At 69.9% G+C, this 17,292-nt stretch carries 13 protein-coding genes and 1 tRNA gene; 12 read left to right on the forward strand and 2 right to left on the reverse strand.

Annotated elements, in window-relative coordinates; translation table 11 throughout:
- Positions 1–2 precede the first annotated feature (2 nt).
- The 5 genes from ABZ452_RS05660 (at position 3) to ABZ452_RS05680 (ending at position 8,150) form a co-directional block, all read left to right on the forward strand.
- Positions 3–79 (forward strand) — tRNA-Ile (locus ABZ452_RS05660).
- Positions 80–147: 68 nt separating this feature from the next.
- Positions 148–1,470 (forward strand): tyrosine-type recombinase/integrase, encoded by a 1,323-nt coding sequence (locus ABZ452_RS05665; protein WP_357939291.1) that lies wholly within the window; start codon positions 148–150, stop codon positions 1,468–1,470.
- A 1,990-nt stretch (positions 1,471–3,460) separates the two neighbouring features.
- A complete protein-coding gene (gene pglX, locus ABZ452_RS05670; protein ID WP_357939293.1) occupies positions 3,461–7,054 on the forward strand; it encodes a BREX-2 system adenine-specific DNA-methyltransferase PglX in 3,594 nt (1,197 codons plus the stop codon).
- 39 nt (positions 7,055–7,093) lie between these two features.
- Positions 7,094–7,534, forward strand: a complete 441-nt coding sequence (locus ABZ452_RS05675; RefSeq protein WP_357939295.1) for a hypothetical protein — start codon at positions 7,094–7,096, stop codon at positions 7,532–7,534.
- Between the two features lie 34 nt (positions 7,535–7,568).
- Entirely contained in the window at positions 7,569–8,150 is a 582-nt protein-coding gene (locus tag ABZ452_RS05680; protein WP_357939297.1) for a hypothetical protein, read from the forward strand.
- A 301-nt stretch (positions 8,151–8,451) separates the two neighbouring features.
- On the opposite strand, the gene ABZ452_RS05685 is transcribed toward ABZ452_RS05680, so the two are convergent.
- Together ABZ452_RS05685 and ABZ452_RS05690 are read right to left on the reverse strand one after the other, a co-directional pair.
- Positions 8,452–9,189: a Crp/Fnr family transcriptional regulator gene (locus tag ABZ452_RS05685; RefSeq protein ID WP_357939299.1), complete on the reverse strand. Its 738-nt coding sequence runs from the start codon at positions 9,187–9,189 to the stop codon at positions 8,452–8,454.
- Positions 9,190–9,797: 608 nt separating this feature from the next.
- Positions 9,798–10,652, reverse strand: a complete 855-nt coding sequence (locus ABZ452_RS05690; protein WP_357939301.1) for a hypothetical protein — start codon at positions 10,650–10,652, stop codon at positions 9,798–9,800.
- A 940-nt stretch (positions 10,653–11,592) separates the two neighbouring features.
- On the opposite strand from ABZ452_RS05690, the gene ABZ452_RS05695 reads away from it, so the two are divergent.
- From ABZ452_RS05695 to ABZ452_RS05725, 7 genes are all read left to right on the forward strand, one after another.
- On the forward strand, positions 11,593–12,423 hold the full coding sequence (locus ABZ452_RS05695) for a hypothetical protein (RefSeq protein ID WP_357939303.1): 831 nt from the start codon (positions 11,593–11,595) through the stop codon (positions 12,421–12,423).
- Between the two features lie 63 nt (positions 12,424–12,486).
- Entirely contained in the window at positions 12,487–12,738 is a 252-nt protein-coding gene (locus tag ABZ452_RS05700) for a hypothetical protein (protein ID WP_357939305.1), read from the forward strand.
- Positions 12,735–13,487, forward strand: a complete 753-nt coding sequence (locus tag ABZ452_RS05705; RefSeq protein ID WP_357939307.1) for a hypothetical protein — start codon at positions 12,735–12,737, stop codon at positions 13,485–13,487. The genes ABZ452_RS05700 and ABZ452_RS05705 overlap by 4 nt, the downstream gene beginning before the upstream one ends.
- A gap of 14 nt (positions 13,488–13,501) precedes the next feature.
- Positions 13,502–14,263 carry a protein phosphatase 2C domain-containing protein gene (locus tag ABZ452_RS05710; protein ID WP_357940034.1) on the forward strand — a complete coding sequence of 254 codons (762 nt, stop codon included), beginning with the start codon at positions 13,502–13,504 and terminating at the stop codon, positions 14,261–14,263.
- On the forward strand, positions 14,260–15,306 hold the full coding sequence (locus ABZ452_RS05715; protein ID WP_357939309.1) for a hypothetical protein: 1,047 nt from the start codon (positions 14,260–14,262) through the stop codon (positions 15,304–15,306). The genes ABZ452_RS05710 and ABZ452_RS05715 overlap by 4 nt, the downstream gene beginning before the upstream one ends.
- A complete protein-coding gene (locus tag ABZ452_RS05720; protein ID WP_357939311.1) occupies positions 15,303–15,956 on the forward strand; it encodes a 4Fe-4S single cluster domain-containing protein in 654 nt (217 codons plus the stop codon). Before ABZ452_RS05715 ends, ABZ452_RS05720 begins: the two co-directional genes overlap by 4 nt.
- On the forward strand, positions 15,956–17,179 hold the full coding sequence (locus ABZ452_RS05725) for a hypothetical protein (RefSeq protein ID WP_357939313.1): 1,224 nt from the start codon (positions 15,956–15,958) through the stop codon (positions 17,177–17,179). The genes ABZ452_RS05720 and ABZ452_RS05725 overlap by 1 nt, the downstream gene beginning before the upstream one ends.
- The last annotated feature ends 113 nt before the right edge of the window (positions 17,180–17,292 follow it).

The following is a 17,292-nucleotide window of genomic DNA, read 5'->3' on the forward strand; positions in this document are numbered from 1 at the left end:
GCGGGGCGGTAGCTCAGCGGGTTAGAGCAGGGGACTCATAATCCCTCGGTCGCGGGTTCGAGTCCCGCCCGCCCCACCAGGTAAAACACGTAGTCGCCGATCTACGCGTGGTGCTACTTGTGGTGCGAGTGCGCTACGGTCAGCCCCATGGCGACCGCTACTCGGCGCACGAAGCGCCAACGAGGCGAGATCGAAGAGCTGCCCAGCGGCTCGCTGCGGGTGAAGGTCTATGCGGGCATCGACCCGATCACCGGGAAGCGGCACTACCTGACCGAGACCATTCCGGCCGGTCCGAGCGCCCACCGGGAAGCGGAAAAGGCAAGGACCCGCTTCCTGGCTCAGGTCGACGAGCGCCGAAACCCGCGGACCCGGGCGACGGTCGACCAGCTGCTCGACCGCTGGCTCGAGGTGCTCGACGTCGAGGCGTCGACGCGGCAGGGGTACGTCAAGAAGTTGAACAAGCACGTTCGGCCGCTGCTCGGCAAGCTGCCGGTGGGCCGGCTGGACGCCGAGACGCTGGAGTCGTTCTACGCCGTGCTGCGCAGGTGTCGCGACCACTGTGGAGGCGGCCGTAAGACGGTCGAGCACCGAAAGGCCGGCGGGCACGAGTGCACGGACAAGTGCCGGCCCCATGAGTGCAAGCCGCTGGCGCCGGCGTCGATCCGGCAGATTCACTGGATCCTGTCCGGCGCGCTGAACCGGGCAGTTCGATGGCACTGGATCGCGGTCAACCCGGCCAACCAGGCGGAGAAGCCGGGGATGCCGCAGCCGGACCCGCACCCGCCGTCCGCCGCCGAGGCGGCCCGGCTGGTCGAGGAGGCGTGGAAGGACCCGGACTGGGGCACCTTCGTCTGGGTCGCGATGACGACTGGGGCCAGGCGCAGCGAGCTGTGCGCACTACGGTGGTCCGCGGTGGACTTGGATGCTGCCGTGTTGACCCTGCGGAGCGCGCTATACGTGGACGACGCGGGCAAGCTGCGGGAGAAGGACACCAAGACGCATCAGCAGCGCCGTATCGCCCTGGACGCGGAAACGGTCGAGGTGTTACGAGACCAGCTAACGCGCTCCCAGGTTCGTGCGTCAGCGCTGGGGTTGTCCCTGCTAGCGGATGTCTACGTGTTCTCAACCGACCCGGATAGCAGTACGCCGCTCGTGCCCGACACGGCCACCCAGCGGTTCAGCCGGATGGCCGCGCGGCTCGGCGTTGCCACGAACCTGCACGCGCTTCGGCATTACTCGGCGACCGAGCTAATCGCGGCGGGCGTCGACGTGCGGACCGTTGCTGGGCGCCTCGGGCACGGCGGGGGAGGGGCTACTACGTTGCGAGTGTATGCCGCTTGGCTTTCTGAGTCAGACCAGCGGGCGGCGGTGACTCTTGCTTCGAGAATACCGCGCCGGCCGGATCGGCCGATTACCCAGCCCTCCGACCAGCACGGCATCAGTCTCAAGGATGCGAAAGGTCTCAACTAAGAAGGGAAGTCAGGCCCTAAGACAATTCTCCTGCCCGAGCAGCAGCCGCAGCTCGTCGCCACGCTGAGGGCCAAGGCAGAGGCCGGGGCGCGGGTCGAGATTCTGCTCGGCGACCCGGAGTGCCCGGCAGTCGCCCAACGGGGAGTTGATGAGGGCATCGGCGACGCGATGGGCAGCAAGGTCCGCAACGTGCGGTGTGGCATCCCTCCGGGTGACCGCGTGAGGAGACCGACCCCGCTCCACCCGACCACCGTCCGGTGATCTTGCGTCTCCGAGCCGGGCCGGGGTTTGGGGCAGCGCCCCAAGGTCTTGTTCGTCGGCGCAGCCGGCGTCCTGGTTGAGGCCAGAGCATGTCCTCGCCGGACGGGCAGGCTCCAGGATGGTTGATCAACCCTCGGCTGTCACTGTGCGTGTGGATCGTCGTGGGAGATCCATCCCGCCGCCTGCCGCAAGGGCTGCCCGACAACCTCCCTCCGCCGCAAGGGCCGAGCCGCTTCGCGGTCGCCTTCGGCGAGCCCTTGCCCCGGAGGGAGAACGCCGGACAGATCAAGATCAGGCGACGGGATGGATCTGGCTCCTCCGCCTGTGCGCGGTGCGCCGCCAGTTGCAGCAGGCGGCGACCGGCATGGCAAGAACACTGCTAAAGACCTTTTAGACCCCTGCCGTTCTGTCAGGCCAGTTGCCCGGGGTTTAGCAGTGCGGTATGAACCGTCCGGGCAGGTCACCCCCTTGCCCAGAACGCCCACTCCGAAATCCCGACCCCAGTCCCGCTTCGCTATGGGACCGGGGTCGGGATTTCGGAGTGGGCAGGGCAAGGGGGGTTCGGGTGGTGGGTGGTTGGGGCTGGGCTGTGGTGTGGGTGGGTGGTCCGGGTTCGTAGGTCTGGTGCGGTTCGTCGTTGGTTGCGGTTGGCGACGACGCTTCGCGCGTCGCGGGATCGAGCTTCGCTCGATCAAAGATCACCCATCTGGGTCGATGGCTGATCTCCATGGAGGGTGCACCGAGGGTGACCGAGAGGCGAGGCGTTCTCCGCTGAGCGCTCCATGGCCGCGACGATATGGCTCGTTCGGATGCCGCGGGGAGCCTCTGTCACGAGTTTGTGGGTCAGGGTGGGCCGTCTTCGCGTCGCCTTCCCTGCGGGGCTAGCTGTGAGCAGATGCGCCCTCCACGGGTCCCAGAGGGCTGCTTGCGGGGGCATGCCCCGGACCCCCGGCCGAACCTGGGCCGGACCCGGTCGCCAGCCCCACCCTGCCGAAGACTGCCCCAGATGAGGCATAAAGACGGTAGACGTCAGTAGCTGTTGGCGATAAACCCTGGAACCGCTTCTTGGTCCGCTCATTATTAGCTGCGGCACTTTCTTTAATCTGGACAGTTTTAAAGACCGTCCAATAAATTCGCCGGTACTCCTATACAGAGGCACCCTTGACGGCTGCCAAAGTCGCGCTCAGGGCATCAGTGCTGCTCAGAGGCCTGTTTCTGCGGCAAGCAATCGATAAGCGACGATGAATGGCTTGCGACGAACTGGTTCCGTGGCTTATGGTTGGACCGAGTTCGAACTCAGCCCGAAAATGTCGATGTACCAAGTCCATGGAAGGTGGCATCGCATGATCTCAATCTGGATAAGAGGAAATAAAAATGGATCAAATAGAGCGCGTAAGAGGCGTCGAAGATGACCGCACTGTCCACGGTTGCTTCGTCTGGGTGGCTTACTGCCCGCTACAGCAGGAGGAGATGCTGGCTGAGGCGGTAGGCGGGAGGCTGGTGTGCTGCCGGTGTGGAAGGCGGCATCGCTGGCTGCGAAGGCCAATCCCGCCGTCCGGACCGGCTAACACGCCCAAGCGTCAGTGACTGAGACGGTGAAGGACGACTCTGTGGTCCGGACCGCCGAGGGACCTGCTATGTGAGTGCGTCGGGGTTGACCTGAACCCCGGCGCAACGCAGGCCTCATGGACGAAGGCGGAGTGCCTGGGTCAGCGAATAGGCTCGCGGGGTGATCGACCGGAAGCTGCTGTTGAGCGACCTGCAGAAGCAGGTCAAGAACCTGGAAAAGGACCTGCGGGAGCAGGCCGAGTCGGTCGAGGAGGTGCGCCTCAAGCTGCGTGGCGAGTACGACCACGCCTTCGAGGTCGGGCGTACCGCCACCACGTGGGCGGCATGGCGGGACGAGCGGGTAACGCAGGTCGCCGTCGCGTGGGTGCTCGGCACCGTCTTCGTTCGCTTCTGCGAGGACAACGGCCTGCTGCCCGACCCCTACCTGGCCGGTCCGGGGGACCGCCTGGTCCTCGCCGAGGAGGCCGAGGCGCAGTTCTTCCGCGACCAGCCCGACGAAACCCTGCGCGGCTGGTTGGAGCAGGGTTTTCATGCCATCGCCAGTACCCAGGCCGGCAAGTCACTCTTCGACAAGCGGCACAACCCGCTCTACCAGATCCCGCTGTCCCACGACGAGGCGAAGAACCTGATCGCCTTCTGGCGGCGGCGCGGCGAGGCCGGCGGCCTGGTCCACGACTTCACCGACCCGGAGTGGGACACCCGCTTCCTCGGCGACCTCTACCAGGACCTCTCCGAGGCGGCCCGCAAGACATACGCCCTGCTCCAGACCCCGGAGTTCGTCGAGGAGTTCATCCTCGACCTCACGCTCACCCCGGCGATCGTCGAGTTCGGCCACGACGTGGTCAAGATGATCGACCCCACCTGCGGGTCGGGCCACTTCGTCCTCGGCGCCTTCCACCGCCTGTTGGAGGAGTGGGAGCAGCACGCCCCCAACCGCGACCCCCACGAGCGGGTACGCCTCGCCCTCGACGCCGTCCACGGCGTCGACATCAACCCCTTCGCGGTAGCCGTTGCCCGCTTCCGTCTCCTGGTCGCCGCCTTACGTGCCTGCGGCGTCAAGACGCTCGCCGACTCGGCCGGGTACGTCTTCCCGATGCACCTCGCCGTCGGCGACTCGCTGATCAAGCGGCGACAGGCCATGCTTTTCGGCGAGGACCCGATGACGGAGTTCGCCTACGCGACCGAGGACGTGCACGAGCATCCCGGCATCCTCAGCCCTGGCCGCTATCACGTCGTTGTTGGCAACCCGCCCTACATCACTGTCAAGGACAAGGGCCTCAACGAGGCCTACCGCGAGATGTACCCTGCCTGCTCTGGCAAGTACGCCTTGTCGGTGCCCTTCGCGCAGCGTTTCTTCCAGCTCGCGAAGACTGGCAACGGCGAAGGTAAGGGTGCCGGGCACGTCGGGCAGATCACCGCCAACTCGTTCATGAAGCGCGAGTTCGGCAAGAAGATGATCGAAAAGCTGTTCGCCGTTGACGTCAACCTGACCCACGTCATCGACACCTCCGGCGCCTACATCCCCGGCCACGGCACCCCGACCGTCATCCTGATCGGCCGCAACACCAACCGCAGCCGGGCAGCCACCATTCGCGCCGTAATGGGCATCCGCAGTGAAGCCACTACGCCCACAGACGCCAGCCAAGGCCTCGTCTGGCAGGCCATCGTCGGTCAGTTGCATCGGCCCGGCTCCGAGAGCGAGTGGATCAGCGTCGCGGACACGCCGCGCGCCAACCTTGCAACCTTCCCGTGGAGCCTGAGCGGGGGCGGAGCAGCGGGGCTGATGGTGGCCCTGGAAGCAGCCGACCGGACGCCACTAAAAAACAGCATCAGCGGCGCGATCGGGTTCGCGAGCTTTCCCGGTCAGGACGATGCCTTCTTTGCACCACCAGCCTGGTTCCCTCGCGCAGGTATCGACTCGCTTTGTCGCCCGCTGGTCATCGGCGAGGTCGTTCGCGACTGGGACAGCGCCATCGAGGATCATGCGCTGGTGCCCTATGGGGTCGATCTCAAGCCTGCGCCGTTCGACCACACCGCCGCCTGGGGCAGGCACCTGTGGCTGTTGCGTCGAGTCCTCGGGTCCACCACTGGGTTCGGCGGCCAGACACGCGCAGAGTCGGACGACCCGTGGTGGACCTGGTACCGCTGGGTCCCGGAGCGGTATCGGACGCCGCTGTCGATTACGTTCGCGTTCGTCGCGACGCACAACCACTTCGTGTTGGACCGGGGCGGGAAGGTCTTCAAGCAGTCGGCTCCCGTGATCAAGCTCCCGGAGGGGGCGTCCGAGGACGATTACTTGCGGCTGCTTGGGCCGCTGAACAGCTCGACGGCCTGCTTCTGGCTTAAACAGGTCAGCCAGCCCAAGGGCGGAACAGCTAACTCCAGCGGTGGCGGCAACAGATGGAGTCCGGAGCCTTGGTACGAGCGCTACGAGTTCACCGGTACGAAGCTGGAGGAGTTTCCGCTGCCGTCGACGTACCCCCTCGATCTAAGTCGAGAAATTGACGGGCTGGCGCAGCGGCTCGCCGCGGTGACCCCGGCGGCGGTTGCGGCCTCTGGTGCACCGACCCGTGAGCGGCTGGCTGCCGCTAGCGAGGAGTGGCATTCGGTGCGGGCCCGGATGATCGCGTTGCAGGAGGAGTTGGACTGGCAGGTCTACTCGCTCTACGGGCTGCTGGACGAGGAGTTGACGGCGCCGGCCGCTTCGGTGCCGGAGTTGAAGCTGGGGGAGCGGGCGTTCGAGATCGTGCTTGCTCGCAAGATGCGCGATGAGGGCGTGGAGACGCAGTGGTTCGTCCGGCACGGGTCGACGCCGATCACGGAGCTGCCGGCGCACTGGTCGGACGAGTACGGGGCGGTCGTGGAGCGGCGGATCGCGGTCATCGAGGGCAACCGCAACATCGGGCTGATCGAGCGGCCGGAGTGCAAGCGTCGCTGGGCCACCGAGGGCTGGGACGCGATGCAGGCGAAGGCCCTGCGCGACTGGCTGCTGGACCGGTGCGAGGCGCGGGAGCTGTGGTACCACCACGTCGACGGCCTCGAACAGCCGCGCCCGCTGACCACCGCGCAGCTCGCCGACGAGCTGCGCCGCGACGCCGACGTGCTCACCGTCGCTGGCATCTACGCGCCCGGTCAGGATCTCGGCAAGGTGATCGCCGACCTGGTCGCCGACGAGCACGTGCCGCACCTGGCCGCGCTGCGCTACAAGGACTCCGGCCTGTCCAAGCGGGCCGACTGGGAGCACGTGTGGGAGCTGCAGCGGCAGGAGGATGCGCTGCCCGATGAGGCGGCGAAGCGGGAGTTCCGCAAGCAGATCCCGGTGCCGCCGAAGTACACCTCGGTGGACTTCCTCAAGGGCAGCTACTGGCGGCATCGGGGCAAGCTCGACGTGCCCAAGGAGCGGTTCGTGTCGTACCCGGGTGCCAGCCGCGACGGTGACCCGTCGCTGCTGGTCGCCTGGGCCGGCTGGGACCACCGCGAGCAGGCCCAGGCCCTCGCGACGCTGATCGTCGCCCGCGAGCAGGAGGACTGCTGGGCCGCCGACCGGCTGCTGCCGCTGGTCGCGGGGCTGCGCGAGATCCTGCCCTGGGTACGCCAGTGGCACGGCGAGTTCGACCCGGAGTGGGGTGCCTCGCCGGCGGACATCTACGCCGGCTTCCTCGCCGAAACCACCAACCGCCTGCACCTCACCGACGAGGCGCTGACGTCCTGGCAACCCGTCAAGGCCACCCGCGGCCGCAAGGCGAAGGCTTGACGGATAGCTGAGTACTAGCGGCCCTCGTCGGGAGGTCTCATGAAGATTGCTTGGGAACGGGCGGTGCTCCACGTCGCGCACAGCGTAGAGGCACCGTCGCAGCCAGGTACGCATGCTGAGCGGCACGCGGGCGCCGACGCCATCCGCGGGCATCTGGCATCGGAGCATGGCTGGGATGGCAAGTGCCGTGAGTACACAAAGCTGATCGACATTCATTCCCAGCTGCATGAGCAGATGGACCTGCGGCGTCGTAAGGAGGAGCGGCGAGCCGCCAGAGAACGGGCCCACGAGGAGGAGATGGCCGAGCGTCAACGAAAGACGGTGGCAACGAAGGTCGTCCGTAAGAAGCGCCGGCCCTCAAAAAAGCCGAAGCGTTTGCAACCCTTGCGATCGGACGGGGGAAGGGACGCTCCGACGATCTACACACACATTCAGGTGTTCCGCGGCGGAGGCGTCGAGTCCTCTCGCCGGCGGCACTAGGCCGATCGCTGGGTGCGGGTCTAGGTTTTGGTACATGAGCACTGTAAACGGTCCGGTCCGACTGCTCGTCGTCATGATGTTTGCGCTCACTCCGGGGCTGCTTGCCGGTTGTCAGCAGGACCAGCCTTCAGGCTCAACAGAACCGGATACTCAGGTCTCCGCTGAGGAGAGTCCAGAACAGCAGAAGATCACCGAGGTGACCTACGGCCAGTCGATCAGGCTAACAACGTCCGAGGGGGAGGTCGACTACGTCGTTCACAAGCCGAAGGTCGTCGTGTATCACGCCGCTGAGTACGACGCGGACTCAAAAACCGCGACCAAGCCTGGGGCCGCGATGGATCCGGTAGTGCGGGTTCGCGTCGAGATCAAGGGCGTCTCTGGCGAGGTAGCGACGGGCGCAGAGATCAGCTTGATCTACGAGCAGAGCGACGGGGCTCTCGCTAGCGAAACGCTGCCCCTCATGACCTTCGAAGAGACAGACCCCTTGAGCAATCATCCAACGACCCTCAGCCAGGGTCAGAAGACCGCTGGTGAGATCTGCTTCGAAAGCGCCGATGATGCTGGCAAGGTCATAGCGAGCAGTGGCGGTGAACGACAGGCGGTTTGGCGGGGATAGGCGTGGTGCGGGTCGTGGTGCGAAACAGGGTTGGCCGAGGAGGATAGCGGCGGTCAGAGTTGCCGCCGCTGCTACCGAAGTAGCAGGTAGAGGGCTTGGTCGAACCGGATGGAGCCACTCATAATCCCTCGGTCGCGGGTTCGAGTCCCGCCCGCCCCACCACGCGCACCACCGTTCGAATCGGTCGCTTTTCGAGGGCGCCCCCGTCCGTTCAGGGCGGGGCGTCGTCGTGTGGGTTGAACTGCTTCAGGGGCTGTCGGTGCAGCTGGTGGTTGGACACCGGGAGCCGATTCTTGGACGTCTACCGTCGCGCATCCCGCCCCGGCCCGGGCCAGCACCGATCGCCCTGCGCCGCGAGCGCGCGGAGCCCGGCCAGGTCGAGCACCGCGATCTGCCGGTACCCGGTACGGATGAGTCGGTGCGCCCGCAGCGCGCGCAGCGCCCGCTGGGTGGTGTCCGTTGCCGCACCGACCAGTGTGGCCAGTTCCGCGTGGTTCAGCGTTACCCCGATGACGAGTTCGTCGTTGGTGATCCGCCCGCAGCTAGCCGCGATTTCGGCCAGCACCCGGGCCAGCCGGATGTGTACCGGATAGGCGGCGAACTCGGCCCGGCGTTCGTTTGCACACCGCAGCCGTTCGCCGACCACCGCGGTGACCTGGGCGGCGACGGCGGGGCGACGGTCGAGCAGGCGGAGGAAGTCCACCTGCCGGATCACGGTGGACACCACGTCGCCGCAGGCCGTCACGGTCGCCGACCGCCCCTGCCCGGTGATCGCGCCGAACTCCCCCACGAGGTCGCCGGGCAGGCGGATCGCCAGCAGCCGGTCAGCGCCATTCACCGCCGCAGTGATCTTGGCGAAACCCCGTCGGAGCACCTCGACATGGGTGTCCCGCGCACCCTCCGTCACCAGCCGTCGACCGGAAGACACCTTGCGGGTGATCCCGAGTGTGAGCAATTCCTGGCGGTCGGCAGGCGCGATCCGGTCCAGGAACGAACCCTCCGCCCAGGCCTCGTCACCGTCCAGCGCTGCCGCAGACATACAGGCACCTCCCTCGACGAGCGACCGCGGGAAATCCCGTCCTTCCCCGGAATACCGCTCACCAGAGCGGGGTGCAATACCCGTGCAGATCGGATCGGCTGCCTGACGAGGGGAGGCGACGTGGAATCCCATCGGAACAAGTCCCACCGCTGATACTCTCCCGCCGGGTGGCCTGCCCGCCGGCCACCGGTGCGCCCGGTCGGCCGACGGGCAGTGGCCGCGCCGCCGGCCCGTCCGTCAGATGAGGATGGGTGACCCGTCGGGCGAGGCGCGGATCGGAGGGGACATGGCTAGCCGGGACCAGCCTGCCGATGGGCCATGATCGGCGGTGACCGAGCGGGGGCCGCGCGACGGGCGGCCCTGCCGGGGACGAGGCGCCCGCCGTGCGGCAGTCGCGCGACCACCGACGACCGTCGCCCCGTGGCGGAGCGGTGAACGGCCCGCCCGCCGCTGCGGAGCCGCCGTCGGGGGAGCTGACCCCGGCGCAGCGCGCTCGTATCCAACGACGCCTCGAAGGGGAGCTCACCGAGGCGTGGCGCGCCGCCGTCGCGGCCGGGGTGGACCCGGTCGCGTTGGCGGACGCCGCCGAACGTGCGCGGGCAGTGTGCTCACGGATGGATCTCGGCGATGATCCGGAGCACCTCGTCGACGATCCGCCGGACGGCCGCGTCATCGGAGAGCAGGACTGACACTCGCTCCTCGACGGCGGCTGCGCCGCCAGGCGCACGGTCAATCTCCTCACTGCCGGTGCCAGCGCCGAACACCACGCCGAGCACCTGGACGACCGTCCCGTACGGGTCGGCCCCACCGCGCAGGCCTCGGCTGATCGCATCCACGGCGGCGGACGCGAGGTCGGCGAGCCGGGCTTCGTCCCGTTCCTCAGGCCCGACCAGCACCAATGGCCGGGGATCGGCCACCTCGTCACCAGGGACGGCGAGGACGGGAACGTGTTTGCGGCCGAGCGGCCGCTCCACGTAGTCGGCGTACCACCGGGGCCGTCGTCGCATGGCGGCCAGCACCCTCTCGATCTCCCGGGAAAGGGCTGGGCAGTCGTCACCGGTCCGGTCGCCAGTCACGGTTTCGCGGCGCTGCGCCCAGCTGTCCAGCGGCCAGAGCTCGGTGCCGGCAGTGGCCGGGACGCCGACCCAGGTGAGTATCTGCACCGCCAGGTCGGTGAGCCAGGGGTCGTCGCCGAGTTCGCTGGCCAACCAGGCCGGGACTCGGGGCCGTTGCAGGGCACCCCGGCCACCGCGCCGACGGCGGTGACCGTCGACGGTGGCGGCGGTGAGCCGGGCGGAGAGCCAGCGCTCGACGTCGATGATCGGCACCCTGGCGTTGGCGAGCAGGTCGACCACGACCGCTTCCACGTCGTCGTGGTGCCGGTCGAGGCAGTCGTCGGTGAGCATCCGGACCGAGGTGGCACAGGCCCAGTGGCCGCGCCGGCGTTCCATCGGCCGGGTCACCCTGGCGAAGACTATCGGCCAGGCGATCGCGTACGCGGCTCTGGTGAGTCGGGAGCGAACCCCCGGTGCCGCGGATGCCACGGCGGCGGCCAGCTCGCCACGGTGGGCCAGGTCGCGAAGTTCAGTTTCGGGGGACTCGAGGCAGGAATTCGTCGGCCGGTTAAGTGTCGCGTAATTGACAGAGCTGGTGGGGAAGGATCGGGAGGCCGGATGATCCGCGTTTCTCATGACGCTCCCTCCGATTCTTGGAATGAGCCGCCGCACCGAATCTGCAAATTGCATGCGGAGAGGTGCTCTGGATGACCAGTAACAATGTCTTCAATGGACGGATATGGCGAGCCCTGGCCCGGCGAAGGAGCGGTTCGCGGCACATCGATGACGGAACCGTCGAGCCGCACGGCCGATACGGCGGCTCCACCAGCGGATCCGCCGAGGCACGCCGGCCAACCCGTCGAGCCGGACATGTCCGTCAGGGCACAAGGCGCCCGTTCCCGCTCCGGCCGATCGGCGGCTCCGCGCGCCGGCCGGTCTGTGCTATGACAATCCACTGTGTTCGAGCATTGGCGGCGCATCGGTCGCCGTTCTCCCCAGAATGCGACGTGACGGGTCCATCCTCGTGCTCGCGAGCCACGGACACTGGCCAGACAATGGCCTATTTTCTGGCCAGAAATTGGTCGCGCCCGACACGTGCGCCGGGGCGACGGGCGCGGCGGAATGGGTAGGCGTTGCGGTAGCCTCCGCACCGTCCTGACGGACCACCCACGGAAGGGAGAGCGCCCTGCCTGCCGGGATCGAACCCCGTCCCTCCTACGAGGCCGGACTCCGCCAGGAGCTGCTGGACCTCCGTCGGGGCGCGGGCCTGCAGTGCAGCCCGCTGCGTCGGCAACTCGGACCGCGGCTCGCCGACCTCTGCGGCGCCTCGCCGACGGAGCCGGAGGCGGTGACCCGGTCGAAGGTGCGGGCCATCCTGCTCGCCCTCGCCGCCGACATGCCGCGCGAGCTGCGCCGGGCCGTCGAGCTGGCGTACGCCCTCGACCCCGCCCACGCCTACCTTCGGCTGGACCGCCGCACCGACCAGCTTGCCGCGGAGCTCTCGGTCCAGCAGCGCACCGCCCGCCGCCGGATCGACGAAGCGGTCGCCCGGCTGGTCCGCGCCGCCGCTTCGGAGACCCCGGCCGAGGAGTCCGAGGCCGGTCCCGCCTGGCACGTGCACGCGATGAACGCGCTGATGCGACTCGACACACCGACTCCCGAGCTCTACGAGACGCGGGATGTCGTGGCGATCAGACCGATCGACCGGATCATCGTGCAGTTCAGCCTGCCGCGCCAACCCGGTGACGATGCGCCGGGGCACGATGTGCTCGCGGAAGTACTGTTCGGAGCACGGATCCGCGAGCTGACCCGGCACAACGCCGGCCAGGTTTTCCGGCTCACCCTCGCCCTGCCCCGGACCCTGGCACCAGGGGAGCGGCACCAGATCTGCGTGCACTACCGGGTGCCCGAGGGGCAGGCCGTCCGGGAGCACTACGTCTTCCAGCCGCTGACGCCGTGCGCGCACTGCACCGTCCGGCTGCGCTTCTCGGAGGACCGAAGGCCGGTGACCGCATGGCGGCTCGACGGCGTCCCACCCCGCGCCGTGGACGATCGGGTCCCGGGCCCGGATCGGTTGCACCCCGACGCGGTGGGCGAAGTGACGTCGGCCTTCGACGGGTTGCAGCAGGGCTACGCGTACGGCATGGCCTGGTCCTTTCGGGACGGTACGGGCAGCTGAGCCGGGTGGCGGCACCTCGGCTACGGGAGCGCCCTGCCGATCGGCGGTCCGTCAGGTAGAGACGTGGCGAGTTTCTCCGCCCGGCTTCGGGCCGGCGTCTCCCGGGCCGGGCACGCGGCCCGGCGGCCCTCGCCGTCCGGCGACGAACTCGGCACCGTGCACGCCACCTTGAAGCCGCGCGGGCTCGTCGAGACGGGCGGGGTGGTGGTTGCCGCCTGGTGGGTCGGCGACGGACCGGCACCGCCGCCCGGCGCCGTGGTTCGCCGGCGTCCCGACCCGGGCGGCCGCTGGCTGGCCGAAGCGGCCCTGCCGTGAACCCCTTCGCGCTGTTCGAGGACGAGCCGGACGAGCCGGACGGGATCCCGTTCGTCACCGACACCCACCGGCGGCGGTTCGTGGCGCTCCTCATCGACACCTCCTGGTCGATGGCGGCCACCCAGAGCAACGGTGTGCGCGCGATCGACGCGCTCAATCGGGAGCTGGCCCGGTGGCTGCCCACGGTGCGCGCCGAGGGCCGCGGACCGCTGCGAGACGTGGAGTTCGTGGTCGTCACGTTCGGCGCGGGCGGGGTCAAGGTGGTTTCCGGCGGTGGGACGTCGGCCGAGGACGGCGGCGCCTTCGTACCCGCGGCGCGGCTCGACCTGCCGGCCCTGGTCGCAGGCGGCGCGACCCCGATGATCCCGGCGGTGGAGTTGGCCCTCAACCTCGTCGAGCAGCGCCGCCAGCACGTGCAGACGGTGCACGCCCAGCAGACCGGGGGGCCTCGGCTGATCCTGGTCAGCGACGGCACCCCCACCGATGAGGAGGGCAACCCCACCGATGACTGGCGGCGGCTCGCTCGGCGGCTGGAGCAGTGGCGGTCGACCCGGCGGATGCAGCTGTTCGCGTTCGGCGTGCCCGGGGTCGACGACGAGGTGATGCGGGCCCTCGCCACCCCCAGCGGCTACTTCCCGCTGGCCGACCTCGACCTGGGCAAGCTGCTCGACCTAATCCTTGTGGCCACCTCCGACCACGTCGACTTCGACCGGGTGCGCAGCCAGGTCTACGGGGAGGACCTGCCGTGAGGGCGCATTGGTCGATGCTTGGCGGCAGCGCGGCGGGCGGTGCGCGCGCCCGCGCCGGAGTGAGCAGCCAGGATGCCTACGCGATGCAGAAACTCGACGACGCTCTGCTACTGGTCACCGCCGACGGCGCCGGCAGCCGGCGGTGCGCCGCGACCGGCGCGTCCCTGGTGGTCGCCCTCGCCATGAAGGTGTTCGTCACCCTCGCCGGCGACCCCCCACCGGCCACCGCCGCCGACTGGTCCCGACTGCTCGATATGGCGTGGGACCGGCTGTCCCGCCGGTTCCGCCGCGCCGCACGGGCGCTGGCCCGGGCCGCGGGTGACCTCCACCCGGAGGACCTGGCCACCACGGTGACCGTCGTGCTGGTCCGTCCGCCCTGGGTGGCCGTGCTCGCTGTGGGGGATGGCGCGGTCGTGGTTCGGGCCGCCGACGGCAACCTCGATCTGCTGCTCGCCCCGCCGGGCTGCGCCCATCAGCCGCCCGGCGTGACAACTCTGCTGCCCGCCGCCCGGTACCGCGGGCACGCCCGACGGCTGGTCGCCTGGCTGCCCGACCTCACCGGCCTCGCGGTGTGCACCGACGGCCTGGCCAGCCTCCTCGTCGAGTACGACGGCAGCCAACCCCGTCAGCCCGCCGCAGCGGCGTTCGCCCAGCTGTTCGCGCTGGCCGAGGTCGCTGATCCGGACCCGATGGCGCTGACCCGGGTGCTCGGCGGCCGGCGGGTCGGCGCGCTCACCGACGACGATCGGACCCTGCTGCTGGCGGTGCCCCGATGAGCCCCGACGTGTGGTTGGTTGACCGGGACGGCGGTCGGACGGCCGACAGCCTGGACCGGCCGGTCGGCTCAGTCGGCTCCCAGGGACGGGTCTTCCGGCTGCGGAACCGGCCCGACACCGTGGCGAAGGTGCTGCACCGCGTGGACCCGGCGGAGCTGGCCACGCGGATACGGGTGCTGCTCGCCGGACCGACCGGCTGGACCGGGCAGGCAGGGCGCCCGGCGGTGGCCTGGCCGTCCGCCGCGGTGCACCGGCGGGACGACGACCGGATCATCGGGTACGCAGTCCCGCGGCTCGCGCCACCGAGGTTCGCTCCGCTGGCCCTGCTGTTCAATCCGGTCGCCCGGGCCCGGATGCTGCCCGGCGCCACCTGGGCCTGGTGGCTCACCGTGGCGGAGGAGTTGGCCCGGGTCGTCGAGGCGGCGCACCAGCGTGGGCATGTCGTCGGCGACCTCGCCCCGGCCAACGTCTTCGTCACCGCCGCCGGCGGCGTCTGCCTCATCGACGTCGACGGCTGGCAGCTGCACGACCCCGCGACCGGGAAAGACCTTCCTTGCCCCTTCTCCCGTCCCGAGTACACCGCGCCGGAGGACCTCGGCGCGGCGGGGCGCCGGCGCGATCGGTCCAGTGATCACTGGGCGCTGGCCGTGCTCGCCGCCCAACTCGTCTGCCTCGGCTTCCATCCGTACGGCGGGGTGCCGCCCGACGCGACCGGGCCGGTCGAGGAGATCGACAACGTCCGGATGCGTCGCTGTCGGCTGCTCGGCGCCGACGTCCGGGCACCGGCCGCCGCCGTACCGCCGGACGTGCTGCCGGACGTGCTGCGGCGCCGGCTGGGCGAGGCCCTCGACGCCGGCTATGACGCGCCGGCGGCCCGACCCGGCCCGCGCTCCTGGGCGGCCGCGCTGGCCTACGCGCGGGACCGGTTGGTGGCGTGCCCTGTCGTTCCCACCCACGCGTACCCGCGCGGGCGCCGCGACTGCCCGTGGTGCGCGATGGTCGCCGCCGGCACACCCGACCCCTTTCCCAGAGGTGGACGATGACCACGACGTTGGAGATCAGCCGGGTCGCCGACCGGACGGCCGTGCTCGGGCCGGGCCTTCGCGCCGTGGTCTGGGTACGCGGCTGCCCGCTGCGCTGCCCCGGCTGCCTGGCCCCCGAGGACCTGCCGTTCACCGGCGGCACCACCCGTACCGTCGGCGACCTGGCCGGATGGCTCAGCGGCCTGCCACCCGAGGTCACCGGGGTGACCTTCTCCGGCGGTGAGCCCATGGCTCAGGCCGCCGGGCTCAGCGCACTCGTCGCCCGCATCCGGACCGACCGGGACTGGTCGGTGATGTCGTTCAGTGGGTGGACCGTCGAACACCTCCGGCGGCACGGCGATCCCGACCAGCTCCGCCTGCTGAGCCAGCTCGACATTCTGGTGGACGGCCCGTACGTTGCCGCTCGCCACGCCGACCTGCGCTGGCGCGGTTCCGCGAACCAACGCGTGCATTTCCTGACCGACCGGCACGCACCGCCGCCCGAGGACACCTCCGTCGGCATCGAGCTGCGGCTGGCCGACGACGGGATGCAGTGGATCGGGGTCCCGCCGGTGCCCGACTTCCGCGTCGGTTTCGAGACCGCCCTGCGGGCCCAGGGGATCATGATCGACCCGGCCGCCTCCCCATCCGACGACGAGAAAGGCCGATGATGTCCGGCAGCCCCAAGTACACGACCGTCGACTTCACCGCAGCCCGACGCGCCGAGCTGGAGGCCGCCCGGCGGCGCCGCCAGGAGGAACGCCGGCGACGCCGGGAGGAGGAGCGCAAACGGCGCCTCGCAGCGGGCATCCGGGCGGCGGACGTCCGCCGCAACGCCCTGGCCGACCGGCTGCGCCAGCTCACCGACACGTCGCGAGGGCTGCCCCAGCATGCCCAGGTGGCTGCGGAGACCACCCGCGTGGTCAACCTGAGCCACCCGACCGACGAGACCGGGCTGGGCGTGCTCGGCCGGGAGCTGCGCCGGTCCGAACGGCGCGCCGACGAGCTCACCGCCGAGGTGTCCCGGGAACTGACCCGTCAGGAACAGGGCCGTGCGGTGGAGCTGGCCGTCGCGCCGATGCGCGGGCTGGCCGACGCCGAACAGTTCGATCCGGTGGGGCACCGGGCCATCGCGGTGCTCCTGGACGAGACCCGGCGACGGGCGGGCGATCCGCGCGGCTTCGCCGACCTGCATCGCCGGCTCGGCGAGGCGGTAGGGGCGCATGTGGAGAAGGTCCGCGACCGCCAGGCCCACCTGCTGCGCCTGGCCACCGAGACCGACGAGCTGTCGGCTCAGCTTTCGGCCGTGCTGGCCGACGCGGCGGCGGCCGATGTCGTGGTCGACGGGGCGGATCAGCTGCGCGCCGAGGTCACCGGTCTGCGCCGGGAGGCCGCCGGTGGCAACGCCGACCGCTGGGAACAGCGCATCGCCGACCTGCGCGGCCGGGTCGAGGCCGTGGTCACCGCGACCGACGCCCGGCTTGACCAGCTGGAACGGGTGGCGCTCATCGTGGAGGCGGCCAGCGCCGCGCTGCCCGCCGCGGGTCTCCGCATCGTGCCGGACAGCCTGACGGAGCGGGCCGACGCCGTGGTCTTCCTCGCCGAACGTGCCGACGGTGCGGCCATCGAGCTCACCGTGCATGTCGGGGACGGCAACGGCAACCGGCTGGAGTACCGCCCCGACGGCTCCGACACCGTCGTCGAACGCACCGTGGACGGCCGGACCTCCCGCTGCGACCTGACCGAGGAGTTGCTCGAACGTTTCCACGTCGAGCTCGCCGGCCACGGGGTGGAGGCCGACGGCCTGCACTGGGAGGGTAAGCCCGCCGAACCCCGCCCGCCGGCCCGGCAGGCGCTGACCCGTCCCGTCCACGACGACCGGAGCCGGTCGTGACCGACGGGCCGACGGGTCGGCCCACGGCGCCACCGGCGGCGGCCTGGCTGGAGCGGGTCACCGCCGAGATCGCCCGCGGCCGGCACGTCGTTGTCCACGGCAACGTTCGCGAC

The organism is Micromonospora sp. NPDC005707 (genome assembly GCF_040631005.1).
GTDB lineage: Bacteria > Actinomycetota > Actinomycetes > Mycobacteriales > Micromonosporaceae > Micromonospora.

Coding starts and splice junctions, on each gene's coding strand:
- ABZ452_RS05685 (WP_357939299.1), bottom strand. CDS start 9,189: ATGTCTGCGGCAGCGCTGGACGGTGACGAGGCCTGGGCGGAGGGTTCG.
- ABZ452_RS05725 (WP_357939313.1), top strand. CDS start 15,956: ATGTCCGGCAGCCCCAAGTACACGACCGTCGACTTCACCGCAGCCCGA.
- ABZ452_RS05720 (WP_357939311.1), top strand. CDS start 15,303: ATGACCACGACGTTGGAGATCAGCCGGGTCGCCGACCGGACGGCCGTG.
- ABZ452_RS05710 (WP_357940034.1), top strand. CDS start 13,502: ATGCTTGGCGGCAGCGCGGCGGGCGGTGCGCGCGCCCGCGCCGGAGTG.
- ABZ452_RS05675 (WP_357939295.1), top strand. CDS start 7,094: ATGAAGATTGCTTGGGAACGGGCGGTGCTCCACGTCGCGCACAGCGTA.
- ABZ452_RS05680 (WP_357939297.1), top strand. CDS start 7,569: ATGAGCACTGTAAACGGTCCGGTCCGACTGCTCGTCGTCATGATGTTT.
- ABZ452_RS05715 (WP_357939309.1), top strand. CDS start 14,260: ATGAGCCCCGACGTGTGGTTGGTTGACCGGGACGGCGGTCGGACGGCC.
- ABZ452_RS05665 (WP_357939291.1), top strand. CDS start 148: ATGGCGACCGCTACTCGGCGCACGAAGCGCCAACGAGGCGAGATCGAA.